Origin of the sequence: Lactobacillus paragasseri, from assembly GCF_003584685.1 — a bacterium.
GTDB lineage: Bacteria > Bacillota > Bacilli > Lactobacillales > Lactobacillaceae > Lactobacillus > Lactobacillus paragasseri.
The window spans coordinates 152,281-175,646 of sequence record NZ_AP018549.1 but is presented as its reverse complement, the minus strand read 5'-3'; the positions used below and the strand labels follow the sequence as shown (position 1 = coordinate 175,646).

Below are 23,366 nucleotides of genomic sequence, written 5' to 3'. Positions count from 1 at the left end.
CGCACATCTATATTATAAGATGGCGCTTTCACAAATAGAAGAGATCGCTTACATTCTGTAAAGGTTTTCATCTAAAGAGAAAAATCATGTAAAAGTTTACCTAAATATTTTCAACTTATCTTTCAATTGTGCGTGGAGCGGCACAATAATTGCCAACATCATAAAGATTCCAGCTGCAGCTACAATAAAGAAATTGATATAGCCGAACTTATCAATCACTAGTCCTCCAAATAAAGGACCAAAGGCTCTACCAATCGCAGACGTTGAAATTGTTAATCCTTGGTATTTTCCTTTACTTTCAACTGGAGATAAATCATTTACATAGGCTGGCATTGCGGGCATCGCAGTGGATTCACCTAAAGTCAAAGTAACCATTGAGAATACAAAATGTGCATAATCTTTTGCGAAAATTAAAGTTACAAAAGAGATAGCAAACATTGTAACTCCGAACACAACTTGATGGAATAAATTCTTAAAAGTATTAGGAAAACGACTTAAAAAAGCCTGTACAATCACAATAATGCTGGCATTAATTGTCCAAAGTAAACTATATAAGTGAAATGGAATGCCCAAAGAAACCATATAAACTGAAAGATTAGACTCCCAGTTCATGTACATTAGCCAGATCACAGCCAAAGTAGTAAAAAAGCCAATAGTTAATTTTAGATTAGCACTAGGCATTGGGGTTATCTTATTTTTACTATTAGTATTTTGCTGAGCTTTTCTTTCCAAATGAAACTTAATAATTGGACGATAATTAATAATTGAGTTTATACATACAATTACGAAAAGACTAGCCGCAATAATGAATAAAATCGTAACAGAGTAATCATAAATATAACCTACGATTAAAGTACCAAGTACCACACCTAGATTTTGTGCAAAATAGATCGTATTGAAAACATACCTGCCGGGCTTAGACTTAATGCTAGTTGCAATTGAATTAATTAAAGCCCCATTCCAGCCACCAAGTAGCCCAGTCAAAGTCATCCAAACCCAATAAATCGGCCAAGTATGATTAGCAGCCATTCCAAACAAAACTAAGGCATCTAAACCTGCTCCTGCAATAATTAAATAATAGGGATTGAAATGATCATACGCCCAACCTGCAACAAAGGAGCCAAGCATATTAGCTAAACAGTTAAAGAGCAGTACAATTCCAATCATCGCCAAAGATACGTGTAATCTCTTATTTAAATAAACCGAAGTCAATGGCCAGATAAAACTAGCTCCAATCCAGGTAAATAACTCACCTAATAGAAGCCAATGAAGCTTAATCTCATCATCTGGTTGAATATTCTGTTTGCCGTGCATTTTTTCACCCTTTTCTCTAAAACTCTTACATTCAGTCTAGCAATTAATGAACTATTTTGCACGAGAGTTAAAAAAAAGAGGCAAATTGCCTCTTTCAAAACCTATTCAGTTTTATTTATCATCATCCTTTTTCTTCCGTCCACCAAGTAAACCAAAGATACTAATACCAGCAAGAAGTGATCCAATTGCAGCAATTAAACTATTGTCATGAAGACCAGTTTGCGGCAATTCATGTTTTCTTCTTGAACCAACTGATAATAGTTCACCATTTTCACTGTAGATAGCTCCATTTTCTTTAACTTTGCTACTTGCTGGATATACATGACCAGTATGGTCTACTAAACGACCATCTGCACGTTTCTTATATCCATATTCGTGAATGAGTTTATCTTGAGTCTTAGTTTCTTGCTTAGAAACATTTTCTTCTTGTGGCTTATTTGGTTTATTTTCTGGAATTGTTGGATAAGTTTGTGAATTCTTAGTGTAAATTACGTTGAATACTAGGTCTTCTGAGTTAGGAGTTACAGTTTGAGCTGCAACTTTAGCTGGAGAAGCCGTGTATCCAGAAACTTTTGGAGAAAGAACTTCATTAAAGCTTTCTTTATCTTTATTCCAGTTATTCCAAGTAATCTCACCAGTTACAAGATTCTTTACACCAGTTCTAAAGAAGTTAACTTCCATTTCTTTATCAGCAAATAATTGTTTGCCATTAGCAGTGTGATAATGGATAGTTTCAGTAACAGTCTTAGCTTGTTGTACTTTTTCAGTCTTAGCTTCAACGACAATTGTAGTCAAACCACCATTTTCACCAATCTTGATTGAAGTTGGAATAGTATTAGCAGCTTGCCAGTTGTTAGGTAATTTTGGTGTAAATGTTGTATCTAAGCCGTACTTACCTGAAACAATTTGGGTACTAATTTCTTTACCATTCTGATCAACATAGCGAATTACTTGGCTTTCTGAAGCAGGAGTGTAAGTAATTGTTACTTGGCGGTCAGCAGTATTAGCGTTCACTTCTTCAGCAGGTACTTCAGCTATGCTTGGAACATAGTGTGTAATGAACTGAGGAGTGTAGCTATCCCATTGAGCTGTATGGTTAGCAGACGTTGATTTTTCAAGTTGCCAGTCACTGTAAGTAACTTCACCTGTTACTTCATCGAACGTTGCTGTTCTAGTGAAGTTTACAGTTTGAGTTGCCTTAGCAGTCTTACCGCTTGGATCAGTTACCACAATCGTACGAGTTGGTGTAGCTGTTAAACTTTCCATCTTCTCGTAGTTCTTGCTTGGATCTCCTGGAACTGGGCCTGTTGGGATATCCTTTTCAGGGGTTTCCGGAGTAACGATTATTGTACTGCGCTCTACTTTCACAGTTACTGTTGGAATACCATTTTCGCTAATTGTTATTGTCTTAGGAATATCTTGACCTGGTACAATCTTCCAACCCGATGGAACTTGTGGAGTTACGTTGACTGTTTCGCCAGTCTTGCCAGATATTGTGGTTTGACCGACTTCCTTACCATCGCCATCAACATAAGAGATCTTACCTGTTTGGTTGTTTGCAGTGTAAGAAATGCTTACTGTTTCATCTGCAGTTTTGGCAGTCACTGGTTTTGCACTAACACTTGAAGTTGCAGTGTAACCTGCTACTTCTGGTGCCGTGTATTCTGACCATTCTGCTGGTTCAGAACTTGCCCAGTTACTGTAAGTTATCTCGCCTGTTACTTCATCGAATGTTGCCATTCTAGTGAAGTTTACAGTTTGAGTTACCTCAGTAGTCTTACCACTTGGATCAGTTACCACAATCGTACGAGTTGGTGAAGCTGTTAAACTTTCCATCTTCTCGTAATTCTTGCTTGGATCACCAGGTACTGGGCCTGTTGGGATATCCTTTTCTGGTGTGTCTGGAGTTACGATAACTGTTCCATGCTCTACTTTTACAGTTACTGTTGGAATGCCAGTAGCTGTTGCTGTAACACTCTTAGGAATATCTTGGCCTGAAACTATTCTCCAGCCTGATGGTGCTTCTGGAGTTACTGCAACGCTTTGATCGGTCTCGCCTGTTAATGCAGTTTGACCAACTTCATTGCCTTGACTATCAACGTAAGAAATCTTACCTGTTTGATTGTTTGCAGTGTAAGAAATGTTTACCGTTTCATCTGCAGTTTCAGCAGTCACCGTTTTTGCACTGACACTTGAAGTTGCGGTGTAGCCTGCCACTTCCGGTGCTGTGTATTCTGACCATTCTGTTGGTTCAGAACTTGCCCAGTTACTGTAAGTTATCTCGCCTGTTACTTCATCAAACGTTGCTGTTCTAGTGAAGTTTACAGTTTGAGTGACCTTAGTAGTCTTACCGCTTGGGTCAGTTACAACAATTGTTCGAGTTGGTGAAGCTGTTAAACTTTCCATCTTCTCGTAATTCTTGCTTGGATCACCAGGTACTGGACCTGTTGGAATATCCTTTTCAGGGGTTTCCGGAGTAACGATTATTGTACTGTGCTCTACTTTCACAGTTACTGTTGGAATACCAGTAGCTGTTGCTGTAACACTCTTAGGAATATCTTGGCCTGAAACAATTTGCCAGCCTGTTGGTGCTTCTGGCGTTACCTTGACAGTTTCACCAGTCTTACCACTGATTGTGGTTTGGCCAACTTCTTTACCATCACTATCAACGTAAGATATCTTACCTGTTTGATTGTTTGCAGTGTAAGTAACAGTAATTTGACTATTCTTATCATTACCAGTTACTTTCACTTGCTCAACCTTAGCAGGAGCTGCTGTGTATCCAGCAAAGGCAAATGGAGTAAAGCCAGCGAAGATATCTTTACCATCTACTGCAGTCCATGAACCTTCACTATTTACAACAATCTTACCAGTAACTAAGTCATACTTAGCAGTTCTAGTAAACTCAACAGTTTGAGCTTTTTGAGTTTCTGGAATTTGAGCTAATTGGGCTGTACTTAATCCTTCGTAGTTGATTGTCCGAGTAACGTCCTTAACTAAGCCATTTTCTCTGAACCAATTCTTATTAGTTGGATGTGGATTAGTACTTGGATCAGTTGGATTAAGCTCATTCAACTTATGAACTAACTTGATATACAAGTTTTGATTCAATGTCTTACCAAAAGTATAACTAGTTGGTAATTCTTGATCTGGAGCTAATTCGTAATTGTCAGGAACAACTAATTTAAGATCATTGATAGTTGAATTAGCAACACCTGTCTTAGTAATTGTCTTACCGACTTGCTTATTACCATCTTGTGTATCTTCAAACTCAATACTTAAAGTTGCATCCAAGGTAAATCTAGCGTCTGAAGAAATATTCAGCTTGTAGTTTGGATTTGTTTTTTCAAGAGCAGCGATACTTTCTGGAGTTAATTTAATTACATAAACGCCAGATTCAGATGGAACTCCAGTTGCAAACTCATAAGTCATCCCTGTTGGAACTGTAATACCTGCTGGAGCGTGAACCGTGAAGTTTGCATTATCAATTGAGGTTGATGTGCTTTCCTGACTACCAGAAATTGTTACATTTTCTTCAGCTGGACTAATTACGTAAGTAAATTGTCCACTTTCAGAAATTGCGTAGTTAGGATTGTCAGCTTGTAATTTCTTCAATCCATTTGCGGTCAAAGAAATGTAGTAAGTACCAGCATTAGTTGGTGCTGATATTGCCTTACCATTTGCGTCTACCCATTCGTAGTCGTCATTAGTTAAGTTAGCGGCATTCAAGTCTTCGCCATTTACTAGGCCACTAGTGGTGAACACGCCAAAGTTTTCAGCTTGAGTATTGATTACTGCTGGCTGACCATCGTAAGTCTTGCCATCTGTACCAGTACTATTATTACCAAGGATTACATTAAGAGCTTTTTGCTTAATTGTGTAAACAGCAGCACCTAAAAGATCTTGTGTGTCTAAAGTTACATTTCCTTGGCCAGCATATTGGTTGATTGCGTTTTGCAAGTTTGTAATACCATCTGCACTTAACTTAATAGTGTAAGTACCAGCATTAGTTGGTGCTGATATTTCTTGACCATCCTTGTTCTCCCAAATGTAATCTCCAGCTTGCAAAGCATAAGTACTTTGAGCACTTGATCCTGGGAAAGCAAAGTTAACAATAATATCACCGTTTGTACTATTCACTTCAGCAGTAGTTGCAGCTTGACCATCATAAGTCTTAGAAGATGAGCCCCTAAGAGTTGCAGTACCGTTTACAACGTTGATCGTGTAAGTAAATTCGCCATCAACTGAAGTAAAGTTGTAATTTGAATTATCAGCTTTTACTTGTGCAATTGCATCCTTAGTCAAGCGTAAGTAGTAAGTGCCAGCGTTTACTGGATTACCAGTCATTGCAACGTAGTTACCGTCAGCATCTTTACTGTACCAAGCATAACTATTAGCAGTTAAACCATTAAGATTAAGCTCTTGGTCAGTAACTAAACCTGTTGCCTTCCACTTGATATTGTTCATTACATCCGAAACAGAAGTAGTTTGAGCATTGTAGTCACGATCAGCTGAACCACTAATTTTTGCAGTGGCAGGAGCTGGATTAATTGTGTAGTTAATCAAACCAGCTACAGAGCTAAATTGATAGTTTGGATTTGTATTTTGCAATTCAGCAAGCGTACTTGCATTTAAGCGTGCCTGGTAAGTTCCAACATCAACCGGTGCACTTTCAAGCTTATTACCAGTTTCATCATACCAAGTGAAGTCGCTAGCGCTAATACCCGGATTTACTAATGGATTATTAGCAACGATTCCATTTGCAGTAATAGTTATTCCATTAACATCAAGATCCGCTGCTTGAGCATCATAAGTCTTACTTTGATCAGGTGCAGAAATTGTTACGTCAGTGAGTGTTTGTGGATTAATTTTAAAGCTTGCTTGACCACTTAGTTTATCTGCTGAAACAGTCACATTAGACTGATCATTGTCACCTAAACCAGCTTGCTGGTTCAGAGCAGCTTGTAAGTGAACTAAGATAGCCTACTTGTTCAACTTAATAGTGTAAGTACCAGTATTTGTCGGTGCAGAAATTATTTGACCATCCTCAGTCTCCCAAATGTAGTCACCGTCTTGCAAAGTGTAAGTACTTTGAACATTAGAGCCTGGGTAAGTAAGGTGAACTAAAATCTGCCCATTGCTATTAACTTCAGCAGTTGTTACAGCAGTTCCATCAAAAGTCTTTTGGTTAGAGCCACTAAGTTCTGCACTAGCTGTGGCTGCTTTTACTACATAATCAGCATTAGTATTAAATGCCCACTTGTAGTTAGCACCCTGATTACCAGTTAATGCTTTTAGCTTTTCTTGGCCAATTTCTGATAGTTTTACTTGATAAGTACCGACATTAGTTGCATCACCAATAATTTGTAAATCATTAGCTGTCAAAGTTAGAGTCTGTGCTTTACCATCAGCGGAGTAAACCGTAGCAGAGTAAGTTACGTTGTACTTATCTAAGTTAAGACCACTTGATAAGGTTGGTACGGCATTATAAGTTTTGCCGTCACTACCATTAAGAGTAACAGTAACTTCACCTTGTTTAACCGTGAATGTTCCCTTCGCAGTTACATCAGCAGCGGTTTGTGGGTATGAGTAATTAGTGCCGAGCTTTTCTTCAATGTTAGCCAAACCTTGTGCAGACAATTCTACTTGGTATTCACCAACATTACCTGGGGTTTGGTTAAATACTAGATCACCATCAACTGTGTGATAACTTAGAGCAGCCCCATTTTCAGTGGTAATTGTTAATACATAGCCAGATGGGTTTACTTTAATTGCATTGAGCCAATCTTGCGTACCATAAGTTACACTTGATTGACCTGAAACAGCAATAGTTACTGGCATTTGTTCAACAAAGAAGTTAGCCTTAGCATCCGCAGCTTGCGTCCAATCATAGTTGCTTGAACCCGTTAAATCTTTAAGCTTTTGCAAACCTTGTGCTGATAACTTAACTTGATAAGTACCCACATTAGTAGGTACAGTAACAAACTCAAGATCACCAGCAGCTAAAGTTACGTTTGTATAAATTCGTTCTGCATTATTATCAACAGTTTCATTGTGAACAGGTGCGGTGATAGAAATACTGTAATCACCAACATTAATGTTAGTCGATTCACCATATTTCACATGTTGAGCCCCAGTAATTTTTACCGTTGTATTAGCTGGCGTAATAACATATGAAGCTGGTGTATGACTTGGTTCAACAATCTCTTCATTATCCTGTTCATCAACACCGTTTTCCCCAATGTTACCCGAGAAGTCATAGTCTGGGAATAATTGGCGTAACTTATCAGTTAGCTGCTTAGAAATTTTTACGCGGTAAGTGCCGACATTAGTTGGAACACCACCATCCGGATAGCCTTCAACATATAAGTCACCAACTGTCCAGGTAAGTCCAGTATCATTATCATTATTTAAAAGCTTGTTGTCTTTCCAAGTTAAGTTTGGAACTGGTAAATCAGTAGAAAGCCAATTAGTAAAGGCTAATTGATACTTACTTGGACTAAATGGCATTGCTGTTCCATAAACAGTCGTTTGATTACCAGTTAAGGTTAATTCAGCTTTATGTTCATAAATGAAGTACTCACCGCTCTTAGCTGACTGACTAATCTTATAATTAGCAGCACCTGATAATTGCTTAATTCTTTTAATAGCGTCAGCAGTCAATTGAACCTTGTAAGGATTACCTTTTACAGGTTGACCATCGGCACCAATCCCGGCATTAGCATGGATAGCATGTTTGCCGTTGGCATCAACTACTTCAAGATCAGATGGAGTTAAAGTAAATTTACCTAAATCAGTTGGCTCAGTAGTTGAATTGCCCCAAACTAATTTAATATCGCCATTGTTGATTTGCTCTTGCGTAATTTCAGCATTCTTGTCATTAAAGACTTTAGAAGCACTACCTGAAACACCAATTGTTAATTCAGCTGGAGTTACTACATATGGGATTTCTCCAGAAATTGTGCTCTTACCATTTTCTTCAAAAGTGTAATTAGGGTTAGCATCCGCAAAGGCCTTTTCACCTTGAGTATTCAGCTTCAAGTAATAAGTACCAGCATTAGTTGGTGCAGATGAAAGTTTATTGCCTTGACCATCATACCAAGTAAAGTCACTAGCTGTGAAAGTAGGAACTGTTAAGTTTTCAACGTTATGGAAGCCAAAGTTGTTAGCTGTTTCAGTCTTAGTTGGATCAAAGCTGACTGGATTGCCATTATAGATAGTATTTTCTCCACCATATAGTTGAACGTTAGCAGCAACTGCCTGCTTAATCTCAAAGCTTGCAGAGCCTCCGTCGTCAGTAGTTGTCGTAAGGCCCACGTTACCAGCACCCACAACCTGATCAATCTGACTTTGGATCTTATTGATACCAGCCTGTGTCAACTTAATCGTGTAATTACCAACGTTTACTGGCGATTGGTTATCACTCGTTGACCAAGTATAGTCACCATCTTCTAAAGTGAAGCTCTTTGGCAAGTTGGCAATTCCAGTACCGTTAATAGCTACCTTAATTGTTGAACCCTCAGTATACAAGTCAGCAGTAGTTACATGTGAGCCATTGTAAATCATTGAGTTATTACCACTAAGCTCAGCGGTAACTTTAGCCTGATTAATAGTGTAAGTGCCGGTTCCTGCAGAGGCAGTAGCAGACCATTCAACATTATCGCTATTAATTGCCTTAATGTGCTTCCAGCCTGACTGTGATAAGCGAACATCATACTTACCAACTTTAACAGGAGCTTGGGGGGTCCAATTACCGTCAACTTTAAATTCAATATCGCCAGCAACCAAGTTATAAGTTGGATTGTTAGGCTCATTTAACGTAATTGAGTATTTACCCAAGTAATCATCAGCACTAACAGGCGTTCCGGTATAAGTGTATGAAGGATCACCACTGAAGACTGCACTAGCCTTGTATTTTTTAATTACTAAAGTACCAAAAGCATTTGGATCAATACTAATATGATAATTATCGCCAACTACATTTTGAATCTTAGCTAAGCCAGCATCAGTCAACTTAACTTGATAGCTACCTGCATTTTCGGCTGGATCGTTAACGATTGCAAAGTCACCTGAATCAAGGGCTACATCGGCTAAACTTGCGACAGCGCCAGTGGTATTACCACTAGTTTGAGCGATTGAAACCTTCACACTGTTAGTGCCATCAGCATTGTAGACAACATTAATTGGTGAACCATTGTAGGTTTCAGTTTGTGTACCAGAAACGCTAATCGTATTTTGCGAAGGAACAATATTAAATGTTGAAGTTAAGTTACCCAATTGAGTTGCGGGGTCAACATTAATGTTATAGCCGCTATCGCCACTACCTGATAGTTGATGAATCGTATCAATGACATTTTGCATCCCCTGTTGGGTCAGCTTAATCGTATAAGTGCCAACATTAATTATTTGAGCACCATCATAACCAGCCCCATCCTGATCAACCAAGTAATAATCACGATCTTTAAGCGTATAAGAGGCATCTAAAACTGAGCCCGGGAAAGTAAAGTGAACTTTAATTTGACCGTTACTGTTAATTTCTGTAGTAGTGGTACCTTGACCGTTATAAACACGAGAGTTAGTACCGCCAAAAGTAATATTAGCAGTAGCTGGTGTAATCGTATAAACACCTAATCCGTCGTTACTTGTCAATTTGAAGTTAGGGTTTTGTGCTTGCAATCTAGCAAAAGCAGTATCGCTTAACTTGATGTAGTAAGTACCAACGTTCTTTGGATTAGAAGTCAATTCTGCACCACTTGCATCAACCCATTGATAGTCACTACCAGTGATTCCTGTAGTATCTAAGTCCACATTTTGACCGCCAAGATTTGCAGTAATGTGCAACTTCGAAGCATCAATCTGGTTAGTAGTTTCAGCGTTATAAACTTTCGTGTAATTACCATTAGTAATATTAGAAAGTTCTGCTAAACTTTCTAATGGTGTGATTGTGTAATTTGCACTACCACTAATTGCATCACTAGCAAACTTAACGTTACTTACATCATTTTGACCGCTACCAACAGCTTGCTTGATGATCTCTGCAATGGCATCACTATTCAAACTAATCGTGTAAGGCTGATCGCTTGCGTTAACTGGTGCCTGACCATTTGGTGTATTCCACGTGAAGTCACCACTGTTCAACTTAACAGTCGTCGAGTAGTTAGCATTACCATCCTTTGGATAGTGCAAGGTCAAAGTAATGTTGTCGCCAGTGCTAGTTGAGTTGATATCATCAACGCTGACTGCTTGACCATTGTATTCACGACTTGCACTACCGGAAAGAATAGCTGAAGCATTTGCCTGGTTAATCGTGAAAGTCCCGTTGCCAGAATTAGTTAACTTAAAGTTTGGATTATTAGCATTCAGCTTAGCTAACCCAGCAGCAGTCAAGACAACCTTGTAAGTACCCACGTTAACCGGCGCAGTGCCATCAGCCCAAGTAAAGTCACCGCTATCTAAGCCAGTGGCATCAAGGGTAACAGTTTGCCTATTAACAGTCGTTGTAAAGACGAATTTGCTTGGATCAATTGAACTTGGCGCAGCACCATTGTAGGTCATCTCATAATTGCCAGTCTGGGCATTAGCCATTACTGCATCACTAGCAAGCTTATTAATTGTGTAAGTTGCATCACTGGTGATTGTTGACTTACCATCTTGAGTCCAAATAATACTGTTATTGCCATATTTGTTAACAATATTCGTTTTGCCTTGTTCAGTTAAACGAACTTGGTACTTAGCAGCATTAGTTGGCAAAGCAGTAGTCCAATTAGTGCCATCAGTAGAGAATGCAACATCCCCCGCTTGAAGAGTATAAGCACCAGCACTAGCAGTAGGTCCTGTAACAGTTACTTTCAATGCATTGTTAAGCTCGTCATTAGTAATTGCTTGACCATTGTAAGTACTATTGCCATTACCAGTTAATGCAGCTGTAGTAACAGCACCCCAACTAATGGTGATTGCAGTATCTTGGGTAGTACCATTAACCGTTTCAGCTGGAATTTGACCATTAACAAGTTGAATTGGAGTAGTAATCCCGTTAACTGTTTGATTTACAGACATCGTGTAACCAGCATAAGTTGGTACATCTTGAGCTGCCCAGTTACCAGTACTCCAGCCGCTACCTGCAAAGCCATCATAAACAACACCGGTATCATCATTGTTAACTCTTACCTGTCTAGTTAATTTAGCTGTTTGCGTGATCGTCTTACTATCTTGACCAGGTTCAGTAATTGTAATTGTCCGCGTTACGGTCTTATTTACCATTGAAGTTGGCACATAGTAAGTAGTTAGTACATTACGGTTAAACCAAGTGTTATCAGTAGCATTTGGGAAGGTGGTTCCTGTCGGATTAGCAAACTGAATCGTAGAGTAATAAAATCCCGCAACATAAGGGTGAATAGATTTTGTTACAGCAACGTACTCATTATTACCATCAGGCGGAATCACTGTAAAGCCAGCCGTAGCTCCTGTCTTAATTCCATCTGACCAGTTACCAGAAATCACATGGAAGCCTGGAGTAGTTTTATCCCCTGCGTTTTGATCAAACTGCCAATTACCATAAGTAATCTTATTATTGGCGACGTTTAAACTACCAGTTCGGTCATAAAACACTTGTATCTGTGAGTCAGGCGCAAATTGTTGACCATTCTTGTCACCGCCAGCAATTACAAATTTCGCAGTTACTGTACTTGAAGTAGTTTCATTAGGAATATACAAAACAGTATGAACTGGACGTGCTTCATAGATTGGGGCGTTCTCAGTATATGCTAAAGATTCCTTATTAATATCAGATGTCCCTTGATCTGAATTATTCCAAGTTGGGAAGACAAATTGATTTGCTAGTTTACCTGATGTATCGGTAACTTTAGCGGCAGTGTAACCATCTAATGTCGGCACATCTGCAACAACAGCTGCCCACTGCTGTGGCAGACTAGTCCATGTACCTGATTCAACATGGTAACCATTCTGCCCTTGCTTGGTATCCCAAAGCCATGGAGTGTAGGTAACTTTCTTAGTAACCAGATCCTTTGACTTAGTTCTTGAGTAGTACACATCAAGGACAGCAGAAGTAAATGCAGACCCGTCTGGCGTATAAGTACCATCGGCATTAACTTTAGCCTTAATATAGTTCACAGTCGGCTTACGAGTTTGTTGTTCTTGTGTTTCCTGGATCTTGTGCTTAAGATTAATGGTCATCGTTGCACCGGTTAAAGCCTTAAGAACGGAGAAAGTATTCTCCCACTGATAGTTTGGAGTTGTCCAATCGGCGGTTGGATTGGTAAGCGATACCCCGTAACTCCCAACTAACTACACCCCATCCGGCACGCCAGAAGTTGAAACAGAATAATAGTCACCAGCATCAGCACCTGCTGGAAATGTTAATTTCGTGTTAATGCTTGGATAATAGCCACCAGTTCCTGCTGCAGCACTGCCTGACACTTCTACCGTCCCAAGATTAGTATTTGAATCTTCATCATGGAAAGTAATGTAGAAGTGCATCTTTTGGTGAATTGGAACTTGAACAACAGGCGTCGTTTGACTAAAAGCAGCCAAAGTATATTGACTTGGAATTGACGCACCGTTTCCTAGTTCATAGCCGTCTGGCATTGCCATATGGAATTTAAGATTTGTTTCAACTCCAGGAACAAATTCTTGTGAGTAAGTTTCACCAACAACATTGTTATCATTATATTCATCCACAAACTCAAAATTAACTTTTTGAGCAATATTTACCTTCGCATTTACTTCATAGTAGTAAGTGCCATCAGCGTCTACTTTGGCACCAATCGTGCCTTTAGGTACAGATACGCGAACTGTTGCGGTTTGAACGCCACTAACTAAACTACCATCACTATTGGTTTCAAGACCAGACAAACTGTAAGTTGGTGTGTAACTGGTCGTCTTCGTATCATAAACTGTTTGTTCACCCGGCGTCTTTTGACCACTATAAGTGGTATAGTCAATTGCTTGACCATTAGCTTGGGTTAAAATTGCTCCCTGGTTATTGCCGTTAGCAATACTACCAGTAGTTCCATCATACTTCTCGCCATTGGTGAAGAAGTTTTGTCCATCAACTGCGGTGGTCTTCGGAATAACCGTTACATAAACCTTAATTTGTTGATCCAAATTGCTAGCTGGATAATGGATCGTAATTACACCCTCATTAGTCGAGTTGGTGTTAGGTGAAGTAGTCCAAGATGCAGTATGTTCTTCCCAAGTGCTTGGCAAGTTCAAGACACTATCAACTGAAGGAACATCACTGCCAACTAATACCTTGATGCTGCGGCTATCGTTAATAGCAACCGCACAGTTTGCAACTGGTGTAGTAACACTTGCTCCGCTAGCATCCTTGTAAGTAGCTGTAATTTTAACATTATTATATGAACCAGCTGTCCCCCAGGTTGGTTCTGAATTATCAACGAATTGATAAGTAGTTCCTTCTGGGAAGACATTCTTATTAGTTACTAAGTCAGCTGCTGTCAAAGTAGTCCCATAGTCAACAGTTTCACTCTTTGCGATCACATTAGCTTTAGAGATAACTGTAATGTCTTTAACCGTGTATGACGAACCACTGGGAAGAGTAATTGTTACGTTCCCGGTCTTGCTTTCACCGGCTTTATCGAAGGTTAATTTGGTACTGCCATCATTACCGGCCCAAGTGAGTTTAGTACCTTCTGGCCATTTCGTGTTATTGTCCAGAATTGGGTTAGGGACTATATTAGCCAGCCAAGTATGTTGAACTTTACGCACTTCTACACCCGTACTTGGGTTTTTTACTAATTTTTCGAGTGCCTCACTATCAAAAGTAACTGGACCGTTGGTTAAAGTTTGAACGTGGGGATCATCACTGGCTTTGATCGTTGGTGCTAAGGAAATCCCATTAGTTGAAACCTTATCCCAAGTTGCGGCAGTAGGTGCAGCATAATTAGCAACCGTCGTATTGTTGGTCTTCTGATACCACTTATTTAGCTCAGCATTAAAGTCAGCACTTGCTGTACTAAAAATGTTATTTGAAAAAATCAACGGTTGGCCAGCGCTATTTGTTTGGTTAAAACTAGCATTGAAGTTAATGTTGTATTTGCCGCTTCTTGCACCACCAACAACAAAGTTATTACGATTTTCAATATACTCAAGCTTAGAAGCATAGACCTTAGTGCCATCAGCTAACGTTACCCAAACTTTATCATTCATGTAGCCGGCAGCAAGCAAATCCTTAATTGCTTGCACATTTTCTGGTCGACCAGTCATATAAGTTTTGTTTGCGGCATTATAGATATACATATCCTCAGCATGTGGAGCAGATACGTAATTTATGTCTACTTTCTGCTGGGTAGCATTAGACAACTTGTTAAAAGTTATTGCGAAGTGGTTGGTCTTAGTATTGACTAAATCAGTTGGTTTGTTTTTCCACTTTCTATTATTATCTAGGTCATCTGCAGCTACTTGCACTTTGATACCTAATGCGTAAGCCAAAGCATAATCTTGGTAGAAATATTGTCCCCATAAGCCCGCTGGTACATTATTAGTCGAAGGCTCACCTTTGACAGGATCAAAAGCAAGTTCTGGTGTTGTCGGTGTTGCAGATGTTGATTTCGGCATTGTTGCCAGCTGAGCATTAATTACAGGATTACCATTAGAATCAGTTGGAATATCATCCCGCAATTTAAGCCCTTGAACTACATAAGGAACCTTAACAACATAAGGATCACCGATAACTTTAGGAGCATCGGAATCACCAGCAAAAGTATTGTTATCCGTAACTTGAACATTGGCCCAGTGGATGCCTAAACTACTTGTATCAAGTGTCCCTAATATCTTGTAAGAAAAGGCAGTAGAATCATATGCATATTGATTGCCAATCATCGTAGAAAAGTTATTGCCGTTAGCATCGGCGGTGTTAAAGTCTGGGGTATCGTTTACCCTATTCACATAGTAGAAAGTATCTGGTTGAAGCTGTGATCGTGCTTCAACGTAAGATTCAATATCAGCAGTTGTACTTGTACCATCTTTATACGTTACTTTAATGATCCCAGATATCGTATTACCATCAATGGCATCTTGTTGAGTTGCAGTTGGGGCATTGCCAACCCAAGAAAAAGTAGCCCCGCTTTGAGTTAAAGCAGCCGCATTGGAAATAAATTTTGAGGCTAAATTTGTCAAATCACTCCCAGCAATCACATAAGCAGGTGTGTCGCTATCCATAGTATAAGTCTCTGGTGCAATATGTTCGGTTGAATCAGCATGAGGGGTTACAGGTTTAATATTCGATTTTTCTTGAGTAGCAGAATTACTATTACTTTGATTAGTTTTAGTAGAAACGGAAGTTTCGCTAGTTAAGACAGGTGTATATTTTGAAGTTGAGGTTGATCTATTTTTTTCAACAGTATTTTGGGCAGAATTATCCTTAGAGCTTGTTGTGTCAGAGCTATCTTTTGAAGAAGTTGCCGCTTGAGTATCAGTAGCTTTAACAATATTAGTAGTTGTTTGATTTTGCGCTTGCTTAGATTTACTTACTTGAGTATCAGTTTCAGCAGATGCACTATTTGTCTGATCTTCTGACTTGTTACTCTTAATTTCAGCAGCAATTGGAATTGGAGCATGCTTTTCAGCGGTTGCCAAAGAAGATGCCTCTACTTTGGAGTCATCTTTTTTATCAGTATTATTATCAGAACTATTATTAGTAGTATTAGATGATACACTAGTCGTTGTAGTGTCCGCCGCATTAACATTCGTACTTGCGTGAACTGTCTGACCTTCATTAAAAGTTAGAAATAAAGTTGAAAGTAAAACAGAACAAACACCAACGCTCAATTTTCTAATACTAAAACGTTGTTTAGAATCAAAGTCTTTTTTATTGAATAACATTTTAGCCTGTCCCTTCAATTTTAAATTGGTAATAGTTATAAGATTTCTATAGTTATTTTAACGCGTTAAAAATAATTCTTATAGGATTTTTGATTAATTTATTATAACAACTCAATTTACTACTTTATCAGTATTAACTCTAGAGATTGCTATTCTTATTATACTAGAATTTTATCAATTATTACATTATTACGAATTTCCAATACATATACTTTACAGGTTAAATAAAAGTTATGATTGACATTCACGTAAACTAATGGAAAACAAAATTAAGTTTTATAGATTACATTTTTAACATAACACACAATAGATCCCAAACAAAAAAAGCTCGCAAAATACGAGCTATTTTTTATCTTTTTTCTTCTTTCCAGCTTCTAATTTCTGTTACATCCTGTGCAACCTCTAAGCATCCCAGATACTTTCCATCTTTTCGAACGGCTAAATATTGCAAATATAAATATCGCCCTATATGCCGCGGCTCAAACCAAAATTCATACTTATCTTTCTTTCCTTGATGGAAATCATCAAAAATTTTCTTAACTCGTGGAACGCTCTCAGGAAGATGACAAGAATATACACTATTGCCAATCGCATTTTTAGAATGCGGAAAAATACTTGCTCCCCCACCAAAATATGCAACCTTGTCATTTTCATCGACAAACGTTATCGCAAATGGCAATAAGTCTAAGATTGCTGACAGCTGTTCTAAATTTAAGCTACCTTCTGCAAAGTTCAAGGCTAAACTGCTTAACTTATCTAAAGAGATCGGCCCTGCAACTTTTGGCTTTATCTTTGGCTTCCAGTTCATCGGCTTTTGAATTAAAGTATAGCCAATCTGCTCTTCTTCATTCTTAACATTGCCCCAGTCTTCTTCACTAGCAACTTCATCAAGCATTGGAAGCATAATTTTTTCTTCTTTGAAAATCATCTCAAGAACTTCATGAGCAGCACTTTTTATTACACTAGCAACTTCACTTTGGTCCACATTTTTTTGATTAACAAGCATATTAGCTTGACCAATTAATTTTCTAATTTTATCATCAACACCCCACATAACTTTAGGTGGAGCAGTAATACCATACTTAGTCATAAGTGGAAACATAGAAGTTTCTTTACGGGCATAGTGATAGTGAATTTTTGCCAGATCTTTTAACTCTTGCTTCAACTTAGGTAGAGCATTAGAAGCTCCAGCTTCCCACTTAGCCAAATCAGGAAGCAAGGCATCATTAATTAAAGATTTAATTACAATATTTTCTAACTTAAAAGTATGAACAGGATGACCAGGAGTTTCGAATTCTGGACTTTCTTTATTTTCTTTAATATTGCCTTTAAAAACATCCGCATGAACATTACACAGGTATTGAATCTTTCTTGGATCAAGTCCTTGCGCAATTAATTCTCTTTCAGCTGCTGTAATTTCAGCTACATCAACCTGATCAAAAGCAGCTTGAAACATTTTTTTTGCTTCTTCTAATTCTCCACCATTTTGAATAAAATTTAAAATTTTCAAAATTGCCTCTTGGCGTTGTTTAGCTAATTCTTTCATTTATCAATCACCTTGTAGCCTTTATTTTCAAAAGCCTGCTTTATCTTATTCAAATCAATTTTCATTGCCTGTGCTCCAAGCGGAATGGTCATCACACGTCCGACTGTTGATAATAAGCCCGGAATTTTAATTCTAGTAAAACCACAATCATACATAATTTGAACGAAATCCGGATATTCTTCAGCTAGTTTCTTAATCGGCACTGAAAAGTCAATGATCCTTTGCTTTTCCTCGGTGTCTTCAATTTCTTCTTCTTGATCAAGAGCTTGTTCATCATCAAGCATCCCTAATTGCTGCTTAGCAGCTGTCGTCATTCTTTCTGGACTCCAAACCGGGTACCAAACTAATTTCACATCACAAGTCTTAATCTCAGGAACCGTCAAAACTGCCTTTTCAATTGCATTTTGTAGATATGTCGACAAGGGACAGCCAACAATAGTTAAAGTCATCTTAATCGTGGCATGATCTCCTTCAATATCAATTCCATAAATCAAGCCTAGATTAACCACATCAACTAGTAGTTCAGGATCTTCTACTTTTTGAAGAGCTGTCATAATTTTATCGACTAATTTCAAATTCTTTTCTTGCATCTTTTTCACCTAAAAAAATAAGAGAAACTTTATCGTTTCCCTTATTCTATCAAACTTATCTAACTAGCTTGTCCCAAATAATGACTTTCTTAGCTTTAAGAGACTTTTGAACATCGATAATTCTTTGGTTACTTGAACCACGAAACTGTAAAGTAAGATCCTTTAAGTCATCCATAAAACGTCCATCAACCAGAATATCAATTTTTGAAAGCATTTCTTTCTTATCTGGCGTTTCTTTTTGGAGTTCATCCCAAGTATAACCTGACCAAGACCAAATATCTTTAGTATGTCCGAATTCTTTGCGCACTCGGTTAATTAATTTTAAGCAAACCCAAGTATTCAAAAATGGTTCTCCGCCTAATAAAGTCAATCCTTGCACATAAGATTGAGACATATCTTCAATAATTTTATCTTCTAACTCTTGTGTATAAGGACGTCCATAATTAAAGTTCTGCGCTGCCAAATTATAGCAGCCAGGGCAATCAAATAAACATCCGCTTACATATAAACTGCATCTAACGCCTTCCCCATCAACAAAGTTAAATGGTTTATAGTCCGCAATTTTATGCTTAGAATATTCTTCCGATATCCATTCTTGTGGTTTAGGATTTTTAGGTTTCCTATGTTGCTGCTTTAATTTTTTAGCATGTTCAACTTGCGGCTTATATTGGTTAGAATCCACAAAAATTGTATCGCCACCAACATTAACTTTAATTAAGTTACCTCGAACATCAGGACCTTCTTGACTGTTTTTATCTTTTTCTGGCATTAATATTCGTCATTCTTTCTAACTTCATCCTTAGCCATTTTTTCTTCCATTCCTAAGTTCAAGTGCTTTACACGGTGAACAATTTCTTCGTGACGACCATGAACCATCGGACGCTTCAAAGGATTACCAAGATAGCCACAAGTACGTTTTACACAATCACAAGTTTCTGGGTCGTGGTTGCCGCATTGAGGACATTCAAATCCTTTAGCAGTTGCCTTAAATTCACCCTTAAAACCACACTTATAGCATTGATCAATTGGAGTGTTAGTTCCTAAGTATCCTACCTTGTCATAAGCCCAATCCCAAACAGCTTCTAAAGCCTTAGGATTTTGTTTAAGGTTTGGGTACTCACAATAGTGAATAAAGCCACCAGCCGCATAAAATGGATATGGTGCTTCAAAGGCTAATTTTTCAAATGGAGTTGGGTGTTTTCTAACATCATAGTGGAAAGAATTAGTGTAGTACTCCTTGTCAGTAATATCTTTCACTTTACCGAATTTCTTAGTATCTAAACGGCAAAATCTATCAGTTAAACTTTCACTTGGAGTTGAGTAAACACTGTAATGGTAGTGATTTGGATCTTCTTTTTCCCACTTAGCGCAGTAGTCATGAAGCTCTTTAACAATATTAATTGTAAATTGATGGGCTTCTTCATTGTGTTCCCAGTTTGGCCCGTAAAAAACGGTACCGACTTCATATAAGCCGATATAGCCTAAAGAAACAGTACAACGACCATTTTTAAACAAGTCATTTACATTATCTTCTGCATTCAGACGCTTTCCAAAAGCACCATATTCGTAAAGAATTGGGGCATTATCAGGAACGGCTTCAGTACAACGCTTAGCCTTAATTTGTAAAGCTTCATGTGCTGTTTGAACTTTTTCTCTAAAGATTTGCCAGAATAAATCTTTGTCACCTTTTGATTCCATTGCAATTCTAGGTAAATTCAAAGTAACAACACCTAAGTTCATTCGACCAGAATTTACTTCCTTACCAGTTTCTGGATCTTTCCAGCCCTGTAAAAATGAACGACAACCCATTGGAGCCTTAAATGAACCTGTGATTTTCTTAATCATGTCATAGCTAACAATATCTGGGTACATCCGCTTAGTTGAACATTCTAAGGCTAATTCCTTAATATCGTAGTTTGGATCGCCAGGATGTAAGTTAAGCCCCTTCTTTAAGGTAAAAACTAATTTAGGAAAGATAGCAGTTCTTTTATCTTTACCTAAACCTTCAATTCTAATCTTCAAGATAGCCTTTTGAATTTCGCGCTCAATCCATGAAGTTCCTAAACCAAATCCTAAAGTAGTAAATGGAGTTTGTCCCTGACTTGAAAATAAGGTATTAATTTCGTATTCAAGAGCTTGCATAGCATCGTAGATGTCTTTCTTAGTTCTCTTGATTGCAAAAGCCTTGATTTTTTCTTCATCATCAAAAAATTCGCGCGCTTCATTAATATTCTTATGGTAATTCTTTTCAGCATAAGGAGCTAAAACTTCATCAACTCTATCAGCTGAGCAGCCACCATATTGACTGGAAGCTACATTAGCAATAATTTGCGACATTTGCGCCGTAGCAGTTTCAATTGAATGAGGAGACTCAATATTGGCATTTCCAATCGTAAAGCCATGACTAAGCATTTCTTTAAAATCAATCAAACAGCAATTAGTTAACGGGCTAAGTGGAGTATAGTCTAAATCATGCCAGTGAATATCGCCACGTAGGTGCGCCTTAGCAATATGTTCAGGCATCATTGTCAATCCAATCGTCTTACCAACAACACCAGCAGTTAAATCACGCTGAGTTGAAAAAACACGTGAGTCTTTATTGGCGTTTTCATTAACAATCGTTGGATCATGGTGGACTAAACGATCCAGACGGTTGGTAGTTTCCGTTTGCTTTTCAAAATTAGCTTCGTCTTCCCTGCGGTAGTCTACGTAAGCATTGGCCTCATCATCAAATCCTAGTTCTGTTAAAGTTTGGACAAAGGCATCTGCAATATCTTTCGTAGAAGTTTGTTTTACACCATTTAATTTTTTCAAAATAGAAGGTAAAATATCTGCTTCATGTTCTGTAAGATGCAAGTTGTCTAAGACCATTTCAATTTTGTAAAGAGCAAAAGGATAGATGCTACCATCTCTTTTAATGGCTGTTTCTGGAAGGGTCATTTGAGTAATTGATTTAATTTGAGCATCTTGTTGTAACATGGTCATTCTCTTCTTTCACAATATGTATGGTTATATTCTACCAAAAACTACATGATATTGTAGGTATTGACTTTTCAGAACATATATATTGTATTTAGCAAAATTCACGTCAGACAAGAAAGAAGAGAATTTTAAACTTTTTCTATAATCAGTAAAGTAGAAAATTATTAGCAAATAATAAGCCACAATTTATTGGACAAAAAAAGAGCTGAATTTCAGCTCTCTTTTATCATCTAAGAAAATTAATTAAGCCAGTAATTAAAATTACTGTGCTAATCAAATAGGTTTGCCAAACAGCAATGTTACTATCATCCTTACCTAATTTCTTCGCCATTTGGTGCCCACGACGATACATTAAAACTGCCACGACCACTAGAATAATTCCCAAAATTATGTAAAAAATTTTAGGAAGTGTCAATGAAGTATTCCCCATCATAAACATAGCTGACACGACAATTAATACCCCACTAAAAAACGTTCCAAAATAAATCACATAAGGTGCAGTTGGCATTTCTTTAGTTTTTTTATCCCATTTATAAAATCTAAAAGTACGGTACAGCTCAAAAAATCCTAGTAACATCGTTACTATGCATAGAGCCATTAATCCCCAGTCAATCATTCTATTTTCCTACTTTCTCAAGTAGCTTTCCTATCATCTTTATTTTAATACTTTTAGATACAAAAATACCCTCTAAGCAATCTCATTCTACTTAGAGGGTATTCCTTAACTAAATTTCACTTTCATGGTTTTCTTGTTGACCATCACGAAGTGCTTGTTTTTTTAACTTCTTAGCTTCTTCTTCAAAATATTGTCCCTTATTTACCTCATAGTACTTCTTGTATCTAGCATAGTAGTTGTGGAACATGTAACGCATTAATAGCCAACGTTTGAAACTCCGATCTTTATCGTAAAAGACAGTAGTACCATAATGACCTTCATCAATTAATTTTTCAGCTAAACGCTTTGAGCCGTTATCATAAGCATATTCCTTAAAGATTTTTTTAGGAACACCAAGCCAAAGCATGTAGTTAGCACCATCTTTGTTGCCGTATACAGTTGGCTTATCTTTTAAATTATCTTCTACATAATCATCTACATACCACTTAGCCAAGTTATAGCCATTTAAAGTTACATAGAAACTTGAACGACCTTGACGCAAGTTAATTTCAAAGAACTTGTATTCTCCATCTCTTGGATCATATTTAATGTCAAAATTGGCCATTCCTGTGTAATTCAACTTTTCAAGGAATGATTGAACTGTATCATAAAGTTTTTGACTAAATGCTGGCAAAATTGCCATGTAGTTACCGATTGACTGTGGAGTAGGGTCTTCAAGAAGTGGATGGCCTAGACACATCATCTTAACCTTGTGGTCTTTATCAACGTAGGCATTAAGAACACGCATATTAGAATCATCACCTGGGATAAAGTCTTGCAAAATCAAGTCTTCAGTATAACCGTTAGTATAAATCTTGCCCACAATATCGACTAATTCAGTTTCATCGTGAATAGTAAATGCCTTTTTACGGCCTTCAAATTGACAATTTAACCAAGAAACAGGATCTTCTGGCTTTAATTCAATTGGATAATCAAATGGTAAATTTAAGTAATTTTCAGCCTTGTAGTCATCCATGGTCACAATCTTAGTATGTGGATATGGAAGACCATATTTTTCAGCAATTTCGTAGAATCCCTCTTTAGAAATTAACTTCTCTAGCAAGTCATAATCAATATAAGGAACAACGAAAGTATCCTTTAATTCATCTTTGTGCTTAGCAAGTAATTCTGCATATCCATCCCCACAAGCGATTAAAATAACTGGTTCTGGGTGATTCTTGTATTCTTCAATTTTCTGCTTCATTACGTTCATAAAGCCTGGATCTTCTTCAAAGCCTTCATGAACTTCCACATCAACAATTTTAGAGTAACGCGTTGCTGCTAATTGGCTAGCTGCCCATGCTTGAACCTTAATTCCATAGGCTTCATTGAATGAACGTGCCATTCCATAAACATTGATGTCGCTACCTAATAAAATAGGAGTAAATTTTGCTTGTACCATTTCGTATCCGTACTT

The 23,366-nt window shown here is 37.8% G+C and carries 10 protein-coding genes; all 10 read right to left on the bottom strand.

Annotated elements, in window-relative coordinates; translation table 11 throughout:
- Positions 1-96: 96 nt before the first annotated feature.
- The gene (locus tag LpgJCM5343_RS00720) at positions 97-1,314 is read right to left on the bottom strand and encodes an MDR family MFS transporter (protein ID WP_020806622.1); all 1,218 of its coding nucleotides are present in this window, start codon (positions 1,312-1,314) and stop codon (positions 97-99) included.
- A gap of 111 nt (positions 1,315-1,425) precedes the next feature.
- Complete coding sequence (locus tag LpgJCM5343_RS00715; protein ID WP_252148268.1) at positions 1,426-6,228, bottom strand: mucin-binding protein; 4,803 nt, start codon at positions 6,226-6,228, stop codon at positions 1,426-1,428.
- Positions 6,229-6,297: 69 nt separating this feature from the next.
- On the bottom strand, positions 6,298-12,507 hold the full coding sequence (locus LpgJCM5343_RS09575) for an MBG domain-containing protein (RefSeq protein ID WP_252148267.1): 6,210 nt from the start codon (positions 12,505-12,507) through the stop codon (positions 6,298-6,300).
- Positions 12,508-12,618: 111 nt separating this feature from the next.
- Positions 12,619-16,176 carry a YSIRK-type signal peptide-containing protein gene (locus LpgJCM5343_RS00710; protein WP_252148266.1) on the bottom strand — a complete coding sequence of 1,186 codons (3,558 nt, stop codon included), beginning with the start codon at positions 16,174-16,176 and terminating at the stop codon, positions 12,619-12,621.
- Between the two features lie 349 nt (positions 16,177-16,525).
- A complete protein-coding gene (locus LpgJCM5343_RS00705; RefSeq protein WP_101890913.1) occupies positions 16,526-17,722 on the bottom strand; it encodes a DUF438 domain-containing protein in 1,197 nt (398 codons plus the stop codon).
- Positions 17,719-18,312, bottom strand: a complete 594-nt coding sequence (locus LpgJCM5343_RS00700) for an iron-sulfur cluster assembly protein (RefSeq protein WP_101890912.1) — start codon at positions 18,310-18,312, stop codon at positions 17,719-17,721. Before LpgJCM5343_RS00700 ends, LpgJCM5343_RS00705 begins: the two co-directional genes overlap by 4 nt.
- A 55-nt stretch (positions 18,313-18,367) precedes the next feature.
- Positions 18,368-19,081, bottom strand: coding sequence for an anaerobic ribonucleoside-triphosphate reductase activating protein (nrdG, locus tag LpgJCM5343_RS00695; protein WP_003649601.1), 714 nt, complete (start codon positions 19,079-19,081; stop codon positions 18,368-18,370).
- The gene (gene nrdD / locus LpgJCM5343_RS00690) at positions 19,081-21,291 is read right to left on the bottom strand and encodes an anaerobic ribonucleoside-triphosphate reductase (RefSeq protein ID WP_020806624.1); all 2,211 of its coding nucleotides are present in this window, start codon (positions 21,289-21,291) and stop codon (positions 19,081-19,083) included. Before nrdD ends, nrdG begins: the two co-directional genes overlap by 1 nt.
- Before the next feature lie 229 nt (positions 21,292-21,520).
- Positions 21,521-21,910 (bottom strand): hypothetical protein, encoded by a 390-nt coding sequence (locus tag LpgJCM5343_RS00685; RefSeq protein ID WP_003649603.1) that lies wholly within the window; start codon positions 21,908-21,910, stop codon positions 21,521-21,523.
- A 109-nt stretch (positions 21,911-22,019) separates the two neighbouring features.
- Positions 22,020-23,351, bottom strand: a complete 1,332-nt coding sequence (locus tag LpgJCM5343_RS00680; protein WP_101890911.1) for a carboxylate--amine ligase — start codon at positions 23,349-23,351, stop codon at positions 22,020-22,022.
- Positions 23,352-23,366: the final 15 nt, after the last annotated feature.